Source organism: Rhodococcus sp. ZPP, from assembly GCF_017656075.1.
Classification (GTDB): domain Bacteria; phylum Actinomycetota; class Actinomycetes; order Mycobacteriales; family Mycobacteriaceae; genus Rhodococcus_F; species Rhodococcus_F oxybenzonivorans.
On the sequence record NZ_CP058638.1, the window covers coordinates 1807572 to 1823572 of the forward strand.

General features: G+C 67.2%; 19 protein-coding genes and 2 riboswitches. Of the genes, 6 read left to right on the top strand and 13 right to left on the bottom strand.

The features are described 5' to 3' along the window. Window positions 1-12: 12 nt before the first annotated feature. The 3 genes from HYG77_RS08590 to HYG77_RS08600 all read right to left on the bottom strand — a co-directional run bounded on the left by HYG77_RS08590 (window position 13) and on the right by HYG77_RS08600 (window position 1750). Window positions 13-723: a superoxide dismutase family protein gene (locus HYG77_RS08590; RefSeq protein ID WP_208962408.1), complete on the bottom strand. Its 711-nt coding sequence runs from the start codon at window positions 721-723 to the stop codon at window positions 13-15. Window positions 724-819: 96 nt separating this feature from the next. Then, the gene (locus HYG77_RS08595) at window positions 820-1386 is read right to left on the bottom strand and encodes a LytR C-terminal domain-containing protein (RefSeq protein ID WP_208962409.1); all 567 of its coding nucleotides are present in this window, start codon (window positions 1384-1386) and stop codon (window positions 820-822) included. Between the two features lie 25 nt (window positions 1387-1411). Next, window positions 1412-1750, bottom strand: coding sequence for a DUF3263 domain-containing protein (locus tag HYG77_RS08600; protein WP_109327656.1), 339 nt, complete (start codon window positions 1748-1750; stop codon window positions 1412-1414). Between the two features lie 179 nt (window positions 1751-1929). Here HYG77_RS08600 and HYG77_RS08605 point away from each other — a divergent pair, with 179 nt between their 5' ends. Genes HYG77_RS08605 through HYG77_RS08615 form a run of 3 tightly spaced genes read left to right on the top strand, consistent with a single transcriptional unit; the run spans window position 1930 to window position 4297 of the window. Continuing rightward, the gene (locus tag HYG77_RS08605) at window positions 1930-2520 is read left to right on the top strand and encodes a peptide deformylase (RefSeq protein WP_208962410.1); all 591 of its coding nucleotides are present in this window, start codon (window positions 1930-1932) and stop codon (window positions 2518-2520) included. Next, window positions 2510-3484: a GNAT family N-acetyltransferase gene (locus tag HYG77_RS08610; RefSeq protein WP_208962411.1), complete on the top strand. Its 975-nt coding sequence runs from the start codon at window positions 2510-2512 to the stop codon at window positions 3482-3484. Before HYG77_RS08605 ends, HYG77_RS08610 begins: the two co-directional genes overlap by 11 nt. Before the next feature lie 9 nt (window positions 3485-3493). Then, on the top strand, window positions 3494-4297 hold the full coding sequence (locus tag HYG77_RS08615; RefSeq protein ID WP_109327650.1) for an exodeoxyribonuclease III: 804 nt from the start codon (window positions 3494-3496) through the stop codon (window positions 4295-4297). A 43-nt stretch (window positions 4298-4340) separates the two neighbouring features. On the opposite strand, the gene HYG77_RS08620 is transcribed toward HYG77_RS08615, so the two are convergent. Both HYG77_RS08620 and HYG77_RS08625 read right to left on the bottom strand, forming a co-directional pair. Beyond that, window positions 4341-4718, bottom strand: a complete 378-nt coding sequence (locus HYG77_RS08620) for a GNAT family N-acetyltransferase (RefSeq protein WP_109327648.1) — start codon at window positions 4716-4718, stop codon at window positions 4341-4343. Window positions 4719-4805: 87 nt separating this feature from the next. After that, the gene (locus HYG77_RS08625) at window positions 4806-5180 is read right to left on the bottom strand and encodes a GNAT family N-acetyltransferase (protein WP_109327646.1); all 375 of its coding nucleotides are present in this window, start codon (window positions 5178-5180) and stop codon (window positions 4806-4808) included. Window positions 5181-5312: 132 nt separating this feature from the next. Further along, a riboswitch (TPP riboswitch) is annotated at window positions 5313-5420 on the top strand. Here HYG77_RS08625 and thiC point away from each other — a divergent pair. Together thiC and thiD are read left to right on the top strand one after the other, a co-directional pair. Next, window positions 5412-7058, top strand: coding sequence for a phosphomethylpyrimidine synthase ThiC (thiC, locus tag HYG77_RS08630; RefSeq protein WP_109334918.1), 1647 nt, complete (start codon window positions 5412-5414; stop codon window positions 7056-7058). It overlaps the preceding riboswitch by 9 nt. 10 nt (window positions 7059-7068) lie before the next feature. Next, on the top strand, window positions 7069-7914 hold the full coding sequence (gene thiD, locus HYG77_RS08635) for a bifunctional hydroxymethylpyrimidine kinase/phosphomethylpyrimidine kinase (protein ID WP_208962412.1): 846 nt from the start codon (window positions 7069-7071) through the stop codon (window positions 7912-7914). 32 nt (window positions 7915-7946) lie between these two features. Here the strand turns inward: thiD and HYG77_RS08640 are convergent, their stop codons facing one another. The 7 genes from HYG77_RS08640 to thiO all read right to left on the bottom strand — a co-directional run bounded on the left by HYG77_RS08640 (window position 7947) and on the right by thiO (window position 14373). Further along, window positions 7947-8801 (bottom strand): adenylate/guanylate cyclase domain-containing protein, encoded by an 855-nt coding sequence (locus tag HYG77_RS08640; protein WP_208962413.1) that lies wholly within the window; start codon window positions 8799-8801, stop codon window positions 7947-7949. 52 nt (window positions 8802-8853) lie between these two features. After that, the gene (locus HYG77_RS08645) at window positions 8854-10308 is read right to left on the bottom strand and encodes a M20/M25/M40 family metallo-hydrolase (RefSeq protein WP_208962414.1); all 1455 of its coding nucleotides are present in this window, start codon (window positions 10306-10308) and stop codon (window positions 8854-8856) included. Between the two features lie 146 nt (window positions 10309-10454). After that, window positions 10455-11249: an ABC transporter permease gene (locus HYG77_RS08650; RefSeq protein ID WP_109327640.1), complete on the bottom strand. Its 795-nt coding sequence runs from the start codon at window positions 11247-11249 to the stop codon at window positions 10455-10457. Further along, window positions 11249-12190 carry an ATP-binding cassette domain-containing protein gene (locus HYG77_RS08655; RefSeq protein WP_109327639.1) on the bottom strand — a complete coding sequence of 314 codons (942 nt, stop codon included), beginning with the start codon at window positions 12188-12190 and terminating at the stop codon, window positions 11249-11251. The genes HYG77_RS08650 and HYG77_RS08655 overlap by 1 nt, the downstream gene beginning before the upstream one ends. Before the next feature lie 113 nt (window positions 12191-12303). Then, complete coding sequence (locus HYG77_RS08660; protein ID WP_109327637.1) at window positions 12304-13071, bottom strand: thiazole synthase; 768 nt, start codon at window positions 13069-13071, stop codon at window positions 12304-12306. Continuing rightward, on the bottom strand, window positions 13064-13288 hold the full coding sequence (thiS, locus tag HYG77_RS08665; RefSeq protein WP_109327634.1) for a sulfur carrier protein ThiS: 225 nt from the start codon (window positions 13286-13288) through the stop codon (window positions 13064-13066). The genes HYG77_RS08660 and thiS overlap by 8 nt, the downstream gene beginning before the upstream one ends. A gap of 2 nt (window positions 13289-13290) precedes the next feature. After that, window positions 13291-14373: a glycine oxidase ThiO gene (gene thiO / locus HYG77_RS08670; RefSeq protein WP_208962415.1), complete on the bottom strand. Its 1083-nt coding sequence runs from the start codon at window positions 14371-14373 to the stop codon at window positions 13291-13293. After that, window positions 14370-14483, bottom strand: a riboswitch (TPP riboswitch). It overlaps the preceding gene by 4 nt. Before the next feature lie 24 nt (window positions 14484-14507). Between thiO and thiE the strand changes: the two genes are divergently transcribed. Then, entirely contained in the window at window positions 14508-15206 is a 699-nt protein-coding gene (gene thiE, locus HYG77_RS08675; RefSeq protein WP_208962416.1) for a thiamine phosphate synthase, read from the top strand. A gap of 1 nt (window position 15207) precedes the next feature. Here thiE and HYG77_RS08680 read toward each other — a convergent pair whose 3' ends face one another. Continuing rightward, window positions 15208-15966 carry an NUDIX hydrolase gene (locus tag HYG77_RS08680; protein ID WP_208962417.1) on the bottom strand — a complete coding sequence of 253 codons (759 nt, stop codon included), beginning with the start codon at window positions 15964-15966 and terminating at the stop codon, window positions 15208-15210. Between the last annotated feature and the right edge of the window lie 35 nt (window positions 15967-16001).

Genomic DNA, 16001 nt, shown 5'->3' on the forward strand with positions numbered 1-16001 from the left:
ATGTCGGACATCTCAGCTTTCGCCCAGGACACCGCAGGCCACACGTGAGCCTGCGTCCCCGGTGCTCAGGGTTTCCTGATCGGGAGCGGGTGCGTACCGGGTGGGGATGTTCGCGAAGTTGTCGGCGCCGGAGTGGATCATGACCGCGGTCCCGGCATCGCTGTTCTTCAACTCCTCCACCGTGAACGCGTCAGTGGTGGTAACCAATTCACCGGTACCGTCTTCGAGGATCTGCAGCGAGGTGAGGTCGCCGCTGGCCGGATGGCCGGAGTGCCCCTCGACCTGGAAGTGCCCACCCGCGGAGAGGAAGTTGCCGGGTGCACCACCGGTGGGGGCGACGGAGTTCGTCTCGCATTTGCCGACCGAATGCACGTGGAAGCCGTGGAACCCGGGAGTCTGGTCCTTGACCGACACGGTGACCTCGACGTGCTCGCCGGACTGCGTGAAGGTAGCGGTGCCGACGTCGTTACCTTCGGCATTCTTGAACGTCGCAGTGAGGGTTTCGCTTCCGCTCTCGCTGTGCCCGCCGGCCGAACCGTGGCCTGCGTCGCCGGGAACGTCTGCGGCACTGGGATCGGCGGCTCCGGTCCACACGGGGGGCGTGGTGCCCGAGACGTCGGACGGCTCCTCGTTGTTACTGCAGGCGGTCAGCCCCAACGCAGCGATGGCCACCACGGGGGTGACAATGCGCCAGGACATCCGACGGGTAGTACTCGAGGCCATCAAAACCGCTCCTTTGAGGTGGCGAAGAAGTGCAACTGATCATAACCACGACGCCCCTGGACCGGCCTTCCGGTCCGGCCTGCCCCGGCGCTCGCGCTAACCGGCCGCGGTGACGATGACGATGACGCCTGCGGAAGAGTTCGCGATACCGGCGAATCGGGGTTTGGCCGTAGCCCCCAGCTCGGCGGCGATCTGCGTCGCCGCTTCCTTCTCGGCAGGCGAATTGCCGTAGTAGACGGTGGTTTCGGAGATCGTGCCGTCGCTGTAGTTTCCCGTTTCGGCCACCGTCCAGCCGGCCTCGGTGAGCTCGGTGGCCGTCTGTCCGGCGAGTCCGGTGACGTTGCTGTTGTTGAACACCCGCACGGGCACCGACGACGCGTCGGCGGACGCGGATGTACCCGAGGCGCCGGACGTGGTGCTCGCCGACGCGGACGTCGAGGTGGCACCCGACGCCGACGCCGACGCGGTCGCAGTCGTCGTGCGCGCCGCGGCCGAAGCCGGCGGGGCCGCGGAGGCGGTCGTGACGGTGGCCGCAGTGTTCTCCGAGTCCGAATCGCCGAGTGAGGCGAACCCGAGACCTGCGAAGAGGATCGCGAGAGAAATCAGCACCATGGCGAGGGCACGTAACGGCGGGCCGGACGATTGCGGATTCTGATTGCTCACGGTGTCGACCTTAGCGACCGGGCTACTAGGTGACGTCGAACCCGAGGCGACGAGCGGCGCGAGCCTTCTGCCTGCTGGCGCGCAGACGCCGCAGCCGCTTTACGAGCATCGGATCTGCCGCGAGTGCCTCCTGGCGGTCGACCAGGGCGTTGAGCACCTGGTAGTACCGGGTGGCCGACATGTCGAAGAGCTCCTTGATTGCCTCTTCCTTGGCCCCGGCATACTTCCACCACTGGCGCTCGAAGGACAGAATGTCGTGTTCCCGACGGCTCAGTCCGTCGGTCCCGACCTCGTCGACCCCTGCGGAGTTGTCGTTGTCGGTGCGCTCGGACTGGTTCCGACTACGCGCTGTTGCGCCGTCCATGTCACTCCTCGACTACTAGCTCTCGCTCGAATTCAGCGAAACCACGTTCCCCCGGCTCCTCGATCGCGTGGGCCGACCGAGCAACGAATTACACAGCTGTACTTCAGCGACTATTCAACCATGAGGAAGGCCGCAGGCAGTGCCGGCGACGCGGGCGCGCCGCACTATCCTTGACAACCATGGCCATCCTCCCCATCCGGATCGTGGGCGACCCGGTACTGCACAAGCCGACCGAGCCGGTGTCCCAGTCACCCGCAGAGCTCGCCGAACTCATCGCGGACATGTACGACACGATGGACGCCGCCAACGGTGTCGGGCTCGCCGCCAACCAGGTCGGCGAGTCGCTGCGCGTGTTCGTCTACGACTGCCCCGACGTCGACGACAGCGGCAAAGCCTTCCGCCGTCGCGGCTGCGTCGTCAATCCGGTGCTCGAAACGTCCGAGGTTCCCGAGACCATGCCCGACCCGGACGACGACGTCGAAGGCTGCCTCTCCGTGCCGGGCGAGCAGTTCCCCACCGGCCGCGCCGACTGGGCCAGAGTCACCGGCACGGACGCCGAAGGCAATCCCGTCGACATCGAGGGGCGCGGATTCTTCGCCCGGATGCTGCAGCACGAGGTGGGGCACCTCGACGGCTTTCTGTACGTCGACATGCTCATCGGCCGCAACGCGCGGGCCGCGAAGAAGACGATCAAACGCGCCGGCTGGGGCGTCCCGGGCCTGAGCTGGGTGCCGGGAACGGTCGAAGACCCCTTCGGGCATGACGACTGACATCCCTGTCGGTAGCCGGGTGGTGCTGCGTTACGCATTGCCTCCCGGCCGCAGCCACCCGATGACCGACGTCGTCGGGATTCTGGAGGGCGTCGCGCCGTTCGTCACCGTGCGTGCGGCGGACGGTTCGGTCGTCGAGGTGGAACCGGACCGGGTGATCGCCCTCAAGGCCGTCCCCGCGCGGCCGGTCCGCACCAGCGAGATCCGGGCGCTCGAACTCGCTTCCGCCGACGGTTGGCCGGGAGTCGAACACGCCTGGATCGACGGGTGGCTGGCCCGGTACGGTCACGGATTCACCGGGCGCGCGAACTCGGCGGCCCCCCTCGGTGACCCGGGCACGGTCGGCGACCTGGCAGACAGCTCCCCCGGCAGCACGCTCGATCGGCTGCGCGACTGGTACGCCGAGCGCGAGCGTCCGTTGCGGCTTCTGCTTCCCGATCGGCTGGGCGCGGTTCCACCAGGATGGAATCTCAGCGACGAGGTCGTCGTAATGGGCGCCGATATCGCGAATCTCACTCTTCCCTTGGGCCCTCGCACGACCACGATCACCGATCGTCCCGATTCTGACTGGCTCGCGCTCTACCGGTACCGCGGGTCCGCGCTCCCCGACTTCGCGGTCGACGTGCTCGACGCCGTCCGCGGCGGCACGCTCGGCTTCGGCCGGATCGGCGCCGCCGACTCCACCCTCCTCGCAGTCGCACGCGGTTCGGTGACCTCGGCCCCGGACGGCCGCCTGTGGGTGGGACTCACCGCGGTCGAGGTGGCGCAGGCCCACCGCAGGCGCGGTATCGGCAGCCTGATCTGCGGCGAGATGATCGCGTGGGGTCGCGAGCAGGGAGCGACCCATGCCTGCCTGCAGGTGGCCGCGGAGAACGAGGGTGCTCAGGCGATGTATCGCGGCCTCGGCTTCGTTGCGCACCATCGCTACCGGTACGCGACGGAACCTGTCGGCGGCGGGCACTAGGCTGGCGGCGTGCGCATCGCTACCTGGAACGTGAATTCTGTTCGTGCCCGTACCGACCGGATCCTCGACTGGCTTCAGCGGACCGACACCGACGTGTTGGCCATGCAGGAGACCAAGTGCAAGGACGAGCAGTTTCCGTACGAGCGTTTCCGCGAGTTCGGTTACGAGGTGGCGCACGTCGGTATCAGTCAGTGGAACGGGGTGGCCATCGCGTCCCGCGTGGGGCTGACGGACGTTCGGATCGGTTTCGACGATCAGCCCGGGTTCCACAAGGATCCAGAGGTTGCCCCCGTCGAGGAAGCCCGCGCGATCGGTGCCACGTGCAACGGTGTCCGCGTGTGGAGCCTGTACGTTCCGAACGGACGCGAGCTGGCGGATCCGCACTACACCTACAAGCTCGAGTGGCTGTCCAAGCTGCGTGCGGATGCGGTCCGGTGGCTGGAGAAGAATCCCGAGGAGCAGATCGCCTTGGTCGGCGACTGGAACATCGCGCCCACCGACGACGACGTGTGGGATCCTGCCCTCTTCGAAGGCAAGACGCACACATCCGCACCCGAGCGGGAGGCCTTCCAGTCGTTTCTCGAGTCAGGTTTCACCGATGTGGTGCGGCCGCACACACCGGGTCCGGGCGTGTACACCTACTGGGACTACACGCAGCTGCGATTCCCGAAGAAACAGGGAATGCGGATCGACTTCATCCTCGGCTCGCCCGCTTTCGCCGGCCGGGTCGACAAGGCGGAGATCGACCGCAACGAACGTAAGGGAAAGGGCGCGAGCGATCACGCGCCGGTCATCGTCGACCTCGGAGACTGACGCAACTGCACGCAACTGCACGAACGCGGAGGCGTAGAGACATTCAGTCCTCGACGAGGATGTCGAGGGACTCCGGGTGCCGCGAGAGATAGCGCTGGACGTAGGTGCAGATCGGGCGTACTTTCCACCCGCGAGCGCGTGCCTCGTCGAAGGCTGCGCGGACTAGTGTTTCGGCCAATCCTCGTCCGCCGAATTCCTCTTTCACCACCGTGTGCATGAACGCCACCACCTCACCCGGTTTCGCCGTGAAGCCGGGAATGTCGTCCTCGTCGCGATAGCCGAGAATCCCGACGAGTTCGTCACCGAGCCACAAGTCGAAGCGTTCGTGAGCCGGATCGTCGAGTACGCGAACATCGGCGGCCGAGACATTGCCCGACGCCGAGGCACTGCCCGCCGGGGAAGACTTCGAAATGTGATCCATGCCACCATGGAACCAGTAAGTCGCAGACGGGGGGAGCACAAACGCCGTAACCGGGATCGATTCGTTGCCGGGTTTTTCGCGCAGCGGTCAGCGTTCGATCGGTACCACAAGATCGCGGTACTCCGGATGGGCCGACAGGAAGCGCTGGACGTAGGTACACACCGGTCGCACCTTCCAGCCGTATTCCCTGGCCAGGTCGAGGGAGCGCCCCACCATCATCGACGCGAGTCCGCGATGCCCGAAGTCCTCGACGATCACCGTGTGCATGAACGAGACGATCGGAGCCGGGACGCCGGGCGGGCGCCGACCGGCCGTCACCCCGACCCCGGCGCCGGCGCCGGTCGGCGGCCCCGAGAGGTCGTAGTATCCGAGGATTCCGACCAGGTCCCCACTCAGTCGCAGCTCGAAGCGGTTCTGACCGGCATTGTCGATCACGTCCACAACCTGCGAGTCCGTCAGCATTGCGACCTCCTGGTGTTTGCTCCGTGATCAAAACGTGATGTACGTCACCATTTATACCGACTCTCCGGGCCGCTGTCCAAGGTTCCCCGGAATGATTTCTCACAGACATGTCGGTTACAGTCTGTGCGACAACTACACATCCACGGGGGCTCGCACCAGCGGGCTGAGAGGACGGCTAGGGCCGTCGACCGTCGAACCTGTCCGGGTAATGCCGGCGTAGGGAGCATCTCAATGAGCAGAACTGTATCTACGGCCACGTCCGTCACGACGGGGCCTATCGCGGGCAGCACCAAGGAATACGTGCAGTGGAGCGACGACATTCGCGTACCGGTCCGGCGCGTCCACCTGACCAACGGTGAGCATCTCGACCTGTACGACACGTCCGGCCCGTACACCGATTCCAACGCCCAGATCGACGTTTCCGCCGGGCTGCCCCGCATCCGCGAGCAGTGGTCCGGGGATCGCGGGCAGACCCAACTGGACGCCGCCCGGGCGGGCGTCCTCACCCCGGAAATGCGTTACTGCGCTGCGCGCGAGGGTGTCTCACCGGACACCGTGCTCGCCGAGGTCGCTGCGGGACGGGCCGTGATCCCGGCCAACCGCAAGCATGCAGAACTCGAGCCGATGATCATCGGCAAGGCGTTTGCGGTGAAGATCAATGCGAACATCGGCAACAGCGCGGTCACGTCCTCGATCGCCGAAGAAGTGGAGAAGATGGTGTGGGCCACCCGTTGGGGCGCCGACACCATCATGGACCTCTCGACCGGCAAGAACATTCACGAGACACGCGAGTGGATCCTGCGCAATTCACCGGTCCCGGTGGGTACCGTGCCGATCTATCAGGCACTCGAGAAGGTGAACGGCGATCCGACCGCCCTCACCTGGGAGATCTACCGGGACACCGTGCTCGAACAATGCGAGCAGGGCGTCGACTACATGACGGTCCATGCCGGAGTGCTGCTCCGATACATTCCGCTGACCGCGCGTCGCGTCACCGGCATCGTCTCGCGCGGCGGCTCCATCATGGCGGCCTGGTGCCTGGCACATCACCGGGAGTCGTTCCTGTACACGCACTTCGAGGAGTTGTGCGAGATCCTGCACCGCTACGACGTCACGTTTTCGCTCGGCGACGGGCTCCGGCCGGGTTCGATCGCGGATGCCAACGACGAGGCGCAGTTCGCGGAGCTTCGCACACTGGGTGAGCTCACGAAGATCGCGAAATCCCATGGCGTGCAGGTGATGATCGAAGGCCCCGGACACGTGCCGATGCACAAGATCGTCGAGAACGTACGGCTGGAGGAGGAACTGTGCGAAGAGGCGCCGTTCTATACCCTGGGCCCATTGGCCACCGATATCGCCCCAGCCTACGACCACATCACGTCGGCCATCGGTGCGGCGATGATCGCGCAGGCGGGCACCGCCATGCTCTGCTACGTGACGCCGAAGGAGCACCTCGGGCTGCCGAACCGCGACGACGTCAAAACCGGCGTGATCACGTACAAGATCGCCGCACACGCCGCCGACCTCGCCAAGCAGCACCCTCGGGCGCAGGAACGAGACGATGCTTTGTCGAAGGCGCGCTTCGAATTCCGCTGGCACGACCAGTTCGCGTTGTCCCTCGACCCGGACACCGCCCGCGAATTCCACGACGAGACCCTGCCTGCGGAGCCCGCGAAGACGGCCCACTTCTGCTCGATGTGTGGCCCGAAGTTCTGCTCGATGCGGATCTCCGCCGATGTCCGGGAGTACGCCGAGAAGAACGGCCTCGATTCGGTGGAGGCCATCGAGGCGGGCATGGCCGAGAAGTCGGACGAGTTCGTCGGCGCGGGTGGCCGCGTATATCTGCCCGTCGAATCCGTCACCTCAGAGAATCGGTAAGGTCCCCTCCGTGAAGCTGCTGCCCCTGGCCCCCGACGGCCAGACCCCCGTCCGAGTCCTCACCATCGCCGGCACCGATTCCGGCGGTGGCGCCGGAATTCAGGCCGACTCACGGACGATGGCTCTGTGCGGTGTCCACGCATGCGTCGCGGTGGCCGCCGTGACCGTGCAGAACTCCGTCGGTGTGAGTGGGTTCCACGAAATTCCACCCGAGACGGTGGCGGCGCAGGTCCGCTCCGTCGTCGGTGACATCGGCGTGGGAGCGGCGAAAACGGGCATGCTGGCGTCCACCGCTATCATCGAGGCCGTCGCGAGTGTCTGCACAGAAGTGGGGATCGGGCGCGAGCATCCGGTCCCGCTCGTCGTCGACCCGGTCTGCGCGTCGATGCATGGCGATCCGCTGCTCCACGCCGAAGCGCTCGATGCCGTACGGAATACGTTGATCCCGATCGCGACGGTGGTGACACCGAACCTCGACGAGGTCCGGCTCATCACGGGGATCGAGGTGGTGGACGACGCCACCGCGCGCCGCGCAGCCGAGGCTCTGCACGCGCTCGGGGCCCAGTGGTCGATCGTCAAGGGTGGGCACCTGCGTACGTCGGAGGTCAGTACCGACCTGCTCTTCGACGGGGACACTTTCCGGGAGTTCAGCAGCCCCCGGGTCGACACCGGCAACGACCACGGAGGCGGCGACACCCTCGCGGCGGCCATCGCCAGCGCACTCGCCCACGGGTGGTCTGTGCCCGACGCCGTCGCGTTCGGCAAGGAATGGGTCACCAAGTGCCTCGAGGCGTCGTACGACCTGGGAGCCGGTCATGGCCCCGTCTCCCCGCTCTGGCGACTTCGTCACCCGTGAGTACTTATTAACCTGCGGCGGTTAAGAAGTACTCACGGGCGGCGGAGCCGCAGCCGCCAGATGCCGAGGTCGGACGGCACCCCGCTGGGGGCGGGGGCGAAGAAGGCGCGGCGCCACGGTTTGACGCTGATACCGAGTTCCTCGAGCGTCCCCGGCTGGAGCGCCGAGAGGGTGGCGGACGACGCCATGACGTTGCCGTCCCCGCCGAGTTCCATCATGCGGGCCGCGATGGTGACGTCGACGCCGAGCCAATCGCTGCCGATCTGCCGGGGAACCCCCGTGTGGATTCCGACCCGCATCCGCGGACGGTAGCCGTCGGCCTCGACATTCCGGAGCGCGTCCTGGGCGGCGAAGACGGCGTCGACGGCGCGATCGGGGCTGGGGAAGACGGCCATCACGCCGTCGCCCATCCGCTTCACGACGTGCCCGCCGCGGTCGACCATGGGTGTCTCGATTGCTTTGGCGACGTCTCGTAGCAGCGCGAGGGTGGCGGTATCGCCTGCGGGGAGGGACCAGCTCGAGAAGCCGACGAGGTCGGTGAACACGATGGTCACTTCCCGGGTTCCCCGGCCCCGGCCGGTGCGCTCGAGCAGCGCCTGCCACACCTGCAGGGCGCCGAGGCTCATCTCCCGGGACGCTCCCGGCTGATGGTCGAGGAAGCGGTCGGCCACGCGTGCCACGGCGCGTGCGGTGCCGGGGCCTGCAGTGGACAGCGGGTCGCCGAATGCCGGATCTCCCGGCAACGCGCGGCGGACCCTGCGCAGTCCATCGATCAGCTGGGGCCGACGGTTCAGTGCCCCCACCCAGCCCAGAACCTTGTCCTGTCTACTCTCCTCGGACGCAGCGTCGAGTTCGGCAGCGCTGTCGTCGGCCGGGTCTTCGCTCACGAGCGCAAGGGTAACCCAGCGTCACAGGCAGAAGCCCGTGACGAATCGGACATCACTGCGCTGCCCGAGCCTTCTCGCGATCGGCGCCGGTGGGGACACCGTTGGGACCGGCCAGTGACTCCGCGTAGACCCCGACGGCGTAGGCCACCGCGGACGCGTTCTTCGCAAGAGCTGCCCGGTCGATGTTCGCGAGGGTGTCGGTCGGGCTGTGGTAATGCTTGTCGAACACGGCGTCGGGTGTGCCACCCCATTTCTGGGCCTCCTCGGCGGTCTTCTTGTCGTCGGCACCACTGAACACCCCGCCCGACGGAATCTTCTGCTCGATGAACGGACCGTAGTCGGAGCGGCCGTCGAAATCGGTGCCGTTCGCGGCAATGCCGTTCTTACCGAGGTACTCGACGAAGGTGCGCTCGATTCCCGCCGAACCTTCGGGGCCGGGCCCTTCGCCGAGTTTGTCGGAGTTGTCGCCGTCGTAGGTCAGGTAGCCGGCGTTCTCCGAGCCGAGCATGTCGAAGTTCAGGTAGAGCGCAATGTCGTTGCGTTCCTCCTCGCTCAGTCCGGTGACGTAGGCCTCGGAGCCGAGCAGGCCCAGTTCTTCGGCGCCCCAGAAGGCGAACCGCACCGCGTTGTCGGCGTCCGGGGAACTGCCGAGCTGGACCGCCGTTTCGAGAATCGCGGCCACGCCGGTGCCGTTGTCGTTGATGCCGGGACCCTCGGGAACGCTGTCGAGATGAGCGCCGACCATGACGACATCGTCGGTGGAGCCCGTCGTGGTCTGGGCGATGACGTTACGGGACGTGCTGGTCTCGGTGCTGGTGTCGAGCGTCAGCGTGACGTCTCCGCCGCCCTGCCGGAGCGCGTCGCCGTCGGCCCTGCTCACCCCACCGGTGGGAATCTTGCCCGCCGACGGATCGCCGAGAGTGCCGCCGCTCATCGGCCCGTCCTCGTTGTTGACCACGATCACGGCCGAAGCGCCGCGCTCGGCCGCTATCTGCTGTTTGGCCGAGAACGGGCAGATACCCCGGTCTACCAGCACGATCGCTCCGTTGACGTCGAGACCGTCGTAATCCGTTGCCTCACACCCCGGGGTCTCGTCCTGGGGAGCCGGCACCAGTCGCGCCGTCAGTCCCTCGGGGCCGGTGGACGGGCTGTAGGACAGAGCTCGCACCTCGACGTCACTATCGCGCGACCTCAGTTTCTCGGCGGCGACATCGAAATTGTGGAACTCGAATTCCGGGGTCTGGACGTCGAAGCCGTTGTCTGTCAGAACTTGTGCCACGTAGTCGACGCTGGCCTCGTATCCGGGGGTGCCTGCGGCCCGGTTGCCGTCGTTGTCGTCGGCGATGGTTTGCAGTTCCTCGAGATGCGCCACCACAGCGTCCTCGGTGACCGATCCGGCGAGTGCGCTCGCGTCGACCGGTGGCGACTCCGGTTCGCTCGTGGACGAGCATCCGGCCAGCACCAGCGCACCGGTCACTCCGACGGTGAAAAGTCCCCGTAGTCGCATGTCGGGAGCCTAACGCAGAACCACCTGTGGGCCGGTGCGAATGGATGTCGCACCGGCCCACAGGCTCCCCGCCCTGCCTACGATCCCAGCCAGGTCTCCCGACGTTCACCTGGCGGAGGGGCAGGGCGAAAGTACTCTATCGGGTTTCACGCGTCGCGCTTGTTCACCACCACCAGGCTGGCCCCGAAGATCACCAGGACGAACACCGCGAAGTACACGAGACTGCCCCACGGTCCCCAGTGGAAGTCCACGCCCTGCGGTGCCCCGAGGAAGTGATTGGCATTGAGGAACGGCAGGAACGGCATGATTTTCTCACCGAATGATCCGAACAGGTTGAACAGGCTTTCGATCAGTAGCGGCCAGAGCAGCAGCAGCGCGATCGCTCCCGCCGACTGGCGCAGCAACGCACCGATCCCGACGGCGAGCACGACACACAGGAACGCGTAGATCGGCACTCCGTAGATCGACCGCCACGCATCCCCACCGGAGAGTGTGAGGGCAGCACCTGCCTCGTTGCCCGCGGTCGCCTTCGCGATGGCGTACGCCCCGAAGGTGAGGACGAACGTCAGCACGGCACCGAACGCGCCGATCAGGCCGGCCTTGGCGACGAGGACGGAGGCGCGGTTCGGAATTGCCTGGAACGTGGTGCGAATGACCCCGAAGCGGTATTCACTGGTCACGGCCAGGGTCGCGAGGATCATCAGGACCAGGACACCGAATCCGGAGACGCCGCCGACGGCATCGGCCATCTGCGGCAGGAAGGGTTCGAAATCGGGTTCCTTCCCGTCCGCCAACTGGTCGTTGAAGGAGTTGATGCTGGCCTTCGCGCTCAACCCGATGACCGCGGCCAGGCCGAGACCCAGCACGACGATGATGACGGTGCACCACCACGGCGACCGGGTGGAGGTGATCTTGATGCGTTCCGCATTGAGAACAGCCATTACAGTGCACCCTTCATCACGTCGTCGACGCTTTCTGCGTGGTACTGCACGTCGTCTCCTGTCAGTTTCATGAAGGCGTCCTCGAGCGAACCGCGCTGAGACGCCAACTCGTGGAGGGTGATTCCCTGCGATCCGGCGATCGCGCCGATCACGTCGGTGGACGAATCGACCACGACGAGCGCCTGCTGCCCGTCGGATCCGTCCTCGCGGACCGTGAGCCCATTCGACGTCAGCGCGCTCCGCAGCGCATCCAGTTGCGGACTGCGCACCCGCACCGTCGATTCCGAGGACTTGCTCACGAATTCCGACACCGTCGTGTCTGCGATCAGGCGCCCACGGCCGATGACCACCAGATGCTCTGCGGTGAGTGCCATCTCGGAGAGCAGGTGGCTCGACACCAGCACGGTGCGTCCCTCGGCCGCGAGGCGCTGCATGAATTTGCGGATCCACACGATGCCCTCGGGGTCGAGACCGTTGACCGGCTCGTCGAACAGCAGAACCTTCGGGTCACCGAGAAGGGTGGCGGCCAGGCCGAGTCGCTGGGACATGCCGAGCGAGAACCCACCGGCCTTCTTGCCGGCCACCTCCGTGAGGCCCACGAGGTGCAGCACCTCGTCCACCCGGCTCTTCGGCAGCGAGTTCGAGGCCGCCATCCACTGCAGGTGGGCGCGGGCGGAGCGGTTGGGATGCACCCACTTGGCGTCCAGGAGTGCGCCCACGGTCCGGAGCGGCTGCACCAGCTCACGGTACGGTTTGCCGTCGATCAGCGCCGTGCCCGCGGTGGGACGGTCCAGCCCGAGGATCATCCGCATCGTCGTCGATTTGCCTGCACCGTTCGGCCCGAGGAAGCCGGTGACCATACCCGGCTGGACGGTGAACGTCAGGTTGTCCACCGCCTTCGTCGCACCGAAGGTCTTTGTCAGTCCCCTCACTTCAATCATGGTGACGAGGATGCCCGAACCTGCGGCCGGCGCGCATCGGCCGCAGGTCTACACCTGACTCGTCCCCTGGTACCGGTCGGACCCTGAGCGAGACCCCGACGCGACCCCGAGAACTACGACGACGCCTGCGCCCAGAATCGTTTGGGTATCCGGCCCGCGTGACGTGCCTCGTATCCCGCCACGACAGCGCCACGCATCGCCGACGCCATCAGCGCCGGGTCCTTGGCCCGGGTGACGGCGGTGGCGAGGAGGACGGCGTCACAGCCCAACTCCATCGCCAGGGTGGCGTCGCTCGCGGTTCCGATGCCGGCGTCGAGGATCACCGGCACCCCAGCCCCGTCGACGATCATTTCGATGTTGTGCGGGTTGGCGATGCCCAATCCGGTTCCGATCGGTGACCCCAAGGGCATCACGGCAACACACCCGATGTCCTCGAGCCGGCGGGCCAGCACCGGGTCATCCGTGGTGTACGGCAGGACGACGAAGCCGTCGTCGACCAATTGCTCTGCCGCACTGACGAGCTCGATCGCGTCGGGCATCAGGGTGCGTTCGTCGGCGATCACCTCGAGCTTCACCCAGTCGGTTTCCAGCGCCTCTCGGGCGAGCTGCGCGGTGAGCACCGCCTCGGCCGCGCCCCGGCAACCCGCGGTGTTCGGGAGCGGCGCGATGTCGAGCCGCCGCAGCAGGTCGAGCACGCCGGTGCCGCCGGCCGCGTCGACCCGGCGCATCGCGACGGTCGTCAACTCGGTGCCGGATGCCACCAGCGCCTCCTCCAGCACGGTGAGGTTCGCGGCGCCGCCGGTGCCCATGATCAACCGCGAATCGAAGGTGCGGCCGGCGATCGTCAGGCCCTTCTGCGCCACCGGTGTCACGTCAGCCACCCTGCACCGCCGTGAGGATTTCGATGTCCCAGCCGCGGTCCACGACTTCGTCCCAGCGGGCCTTCGGGAACACGGCACCGTTGACAGCTACCGCAATGCCTTTCGTGGGCAGGTTCAGCGTCTCCAGCAGGTGGGCGACGGTGGGCGCTACCGCGAACTCGTGGTCCTCGCCGTTGACGGTGATGCCGACGGGCACCACCACTTGCTGCTCACTCATCTCTACCTCGCTACTTTCTCGAAACGTCCGGGGTCGGCAGCCTTCGCCTCGGCGAGAGCCGATCCCTCCAACAGTGCCACCGTCGCGTCGGCGGTGACGGGGGTGAGCAGGACGCCGTTGCGTCCGTGTCCCGTCGCCACCACGACCCGATCCGACACTCGCCCGATCAGGGGCAGATTGTCGGGAGTCATCGGCCGCAGACCGGCCGAGGCCTCGCGCAGTTCGTACTCGCCGATCGCAGGCATCAGGGCTTCGGCGTCGGCGATGAGGTCGCGCACCCCGGCGACGGTGACCTGGGTGTCGTGGCCGGATTCGTGCTGGGTGGCGCCCACGACGATTCCGTCGGCCCGCGGCACGAGGTACGCGGGCCGGCCGTGCACACTGCCGCGGATGGTCCGCCCCGGCGCCGGCGTCACCCCGGGACGGGCTCGCAGTCGCAGGATCTCCCCCTTCACCGGGCGAACCGGAAGCCCCGGCCACAGCGACGGCGACGCGACGCCTGCGGTGAGGACGATCTGGTCGGTGTCGAGCAGGCCGAGGTCGGACACACTCTCCTCGATCAACTCCACTCCGGCGTCGACTGCGCACGTCCGCAGTGCCGCCAGCAGCAACCGGTTGTCGACGGCGAGTTCCGCGACCGCGAGCAGTCCGAGCCGAACCCCACGCCCGAGCATCGGCTCGAGTTCGCGCACCTCGCTGCGGCTCAGGATCTGCAGATCGCGTCCCTGCGCACCCACCCATTCGGCGATGGTGTGCAGATCTTCGGCATCGGCGGCGTCGAGCGCGACGGTGAGTGAACTGGCCGAAGTGAACAGCTCGACACCGGCGGCGGCCTCGAGCTCCTTGCCGAAGTCGGGCCACCGGTCCAGTGACGCACTGCCCAGCTCGAGGACACTCTCCTCGCCGGGCCAGCCTTCGGACAGCGGTGCCAGCATGCCCCCTGCCACCCACGACGCACCCGAGCCGAGCGCCGGGTCGTACAGGCGGACCGACCACCCGGCGCGGGCGGCGCGCCACGCAATCGACAGCCCGATCACCCCGCCGCCGACGACGGACACCGACCGTGGTCTCAGAACCGTTGACATCGAACACCACCTCACTTCCTGCGCCGGCATGATCCGGGTCAGGTATGACGGTCGGGCTCGGCGTGAGCCCCTCTCAGCCCCACGATCCCGGGACTCCCGTGTTGCACTTTCACCGTAGAGGCTACCGTCATGCCGTGACCACCTCGCATCACACCAGCCATGCAGAACGTCGGCGTCGCCTCGGATCTGCGCGTTTGTACCTGTGTACCGACGCTCGACGCGAGAAGGGTGACCTGGCACAGTTCGCGGAAGCCGCGCTGTCCGGTGGTGTCGACATCATCCAGCTCCGCGACAAGGGCTCGGCCGGCGAGCGCGAGCTGGGTCCGATGGACGCACGCGACGAACTTGCGGCTCTGTCCGTGCTCGCCGCCGTCGCACGGAGGCACGGCGCCCTGCTCGCCGTCAACGACCGCGCGGACATGGCGCTCGCAGCCGGAGCCGATGTCCTGCACCTCGGCCAGGGTGACCTTCCGGTGCCGTACGCCCGGAACGTCGTAGGGCCGGATGTCCTGATCGGCCGGTCCACCCACAGCCGGGCGCAGGCCAGTCTCGCGGCGATCGAGGACGACGTCGACTACTTCTGCACCGGGCCCGTGTGGGCCACCCCCACCAAGCCGGGACGCACGGCGGCGGGCATCGAGCTGGTGCGGTCCACCGCCGATTCGCAGCCCACCCGACCCTGGTTCGCAATCGGTGGCATCGACGAGTCACGCGTACCGGAGATTCTGGCTGCGGGAGCCACCCGCATCGTCGTGGTGCGGGCGATCACGGAGGCCCGGGACCCTCAGGCGGCGGCGCGCTCACTTGCCGGAATGCTCCGCGCCAACAGCTGAGTCAGGGCTGATCCAGCCAGCCCAGGACGGTCGACGGCTCCAGTGTGAGGACGGTGCCCGCGAGTTGGTCGACGAGTTCGGGGTCCGCGGTCACCACGGCGGTCACCGTTCCGACGGTGGTGCCATGGCCTGCCGGCTCTGCGGTGCCACCGATCACCTCGAGCGAGTCGAGCACCTCGACGCGCGGGAGCCAGCCGTAGGTTCCGTCGGGCATGTGGATCGTGCGGGGCAACGCCTTCGACAAGTGTGTCAGCGAGGCGTGCTCCCCCAGAACGTCGTGCCCGGCGAGGACCAGCCGTACCTCCGTGGTGCGCAGCATCTGCCAGCCCGCCTGGAACCCCGGATGGAGCGGCAGCCCTGCGACGTCGGATTCACGAACCCAGCGCAGCTCCGTGCTCTCACCGTTGGCAACGGTGGGGAGCGGGCGCTCGGCGTCGGCGATCACCGTGGTGTAGCTCCAGCCGCTGGCCGCTTCCATCGTCACGACCTCGGTGCGCACCCGGATGGCCGCACTCTCGATGCCGGTCTCCTCTTGGGCTTCCCTGACCGCAGCATGGGTCGTCGTCTCGTGGCTGTCCCGGGCGCCGCCGGGCAACGCCCACGTCCCGCCTTGATGGCTCCAGACCGCACGATGCTGGAGCAGCACCGCCGGCGTCTCGTCCGCGAGCGGAGCACGCAACAACAATCCGGCCGCACCGTGCTTGCCCCAATGACGACTGCCGTCCGGACCGGTTGCCCAGCCGTCCCCGTCACCACGCATCGACTACCCCTGTCCGACCTGATGGGTCACCTGCA

Coding starts and splice junctions, on each gene's coding strand:
- HYG77_RS08590 (WP_208962408.1), bottom strand. CDS start 723: ATGGCCTCGAGTACTACCCGTCGGATGTCCTGGCGCATTGTCACCCCC.
- HYG77_RS08600 (WP_109327656.1), bottom strand. CDS start 1,750: ATGGACGGCGCAACAGCGCGTAGTCGGAACCAGTCCGAGCGCACCGAC.
- HYG77_RS08605 (WP_208962410.1), top strand. CDS start 1,930: ATGGCCATCCTCCCCATCCGGATCGTGGGCGACCCGGTACTGCACAAG.
- HYG77_RS08610 (WP_208962411.1), top strand. CDS start 2,510: ATGACGACTGACATCCCTGTCGGTAGCCGGGTGGTGCTGCGTTACGCA.
- HYG77_RS08620 (WP_109327648.1), bottom strand. CDS start 4,718: ATGGATCACATTTCGAAGTCTTCCCCGGCGGGCAGTGCCTCGGCGTCG.
- HYG77_RS08625 (WP_109327646.1), bottom strand. CDS start 5,180: ATGCTGACGGACTCGCAGGTTGTGGACGTGATCGACAATGCCGGTCAG.
- thiC (WP_109334918.1), top strand. CDS start 5,412: ATGAGCAGAACTGTATCTACGGCCACGTCCGTCACGACGGGGCCTATC.
- HYG77_RS08645 (WP_208962414.1), bottom strand. CDS start 10,308: ATGCGACTACGGGGACTTTTCACCGTCGGAGTGACCGGTGCGCTGGTG.
- HYG77_RS08650 (WP_109327640.1), bottom strand. CDS start 11,249: ATGGCTGTTCTCAATGCGGAACGCATCAAGATCACCTCCACCCGGTCG.
- HYG77_RS08655 (WP_109327639.1), bottom strand. CDS start 12,190: ATGATTGAAGTGAGGGGACTGACAAAGACCTTCGGTGCGACGAAGGCG.
- thiS (WP_109327634.1), bottom strand. CDS start 13,288: ATGAGTGAGCAGCAAGTGGTGGTGCCCGTCGGCATCACCGTCAACGGC.
- thiO (WP_208962415.1), bottom strand. CDS start 14,373: ATGTCAACGGTTCTGAGACCACGGTCGGTGTCCGTCGTCGGCGGCGGG.
- HYG77_RS08680 (WP_208962417.1), bottom strand. CDS start 15,966: ATGCGTGGTGACGGGGACGGCTGGGCAACCGGTCCGGACGGCAGTCGT.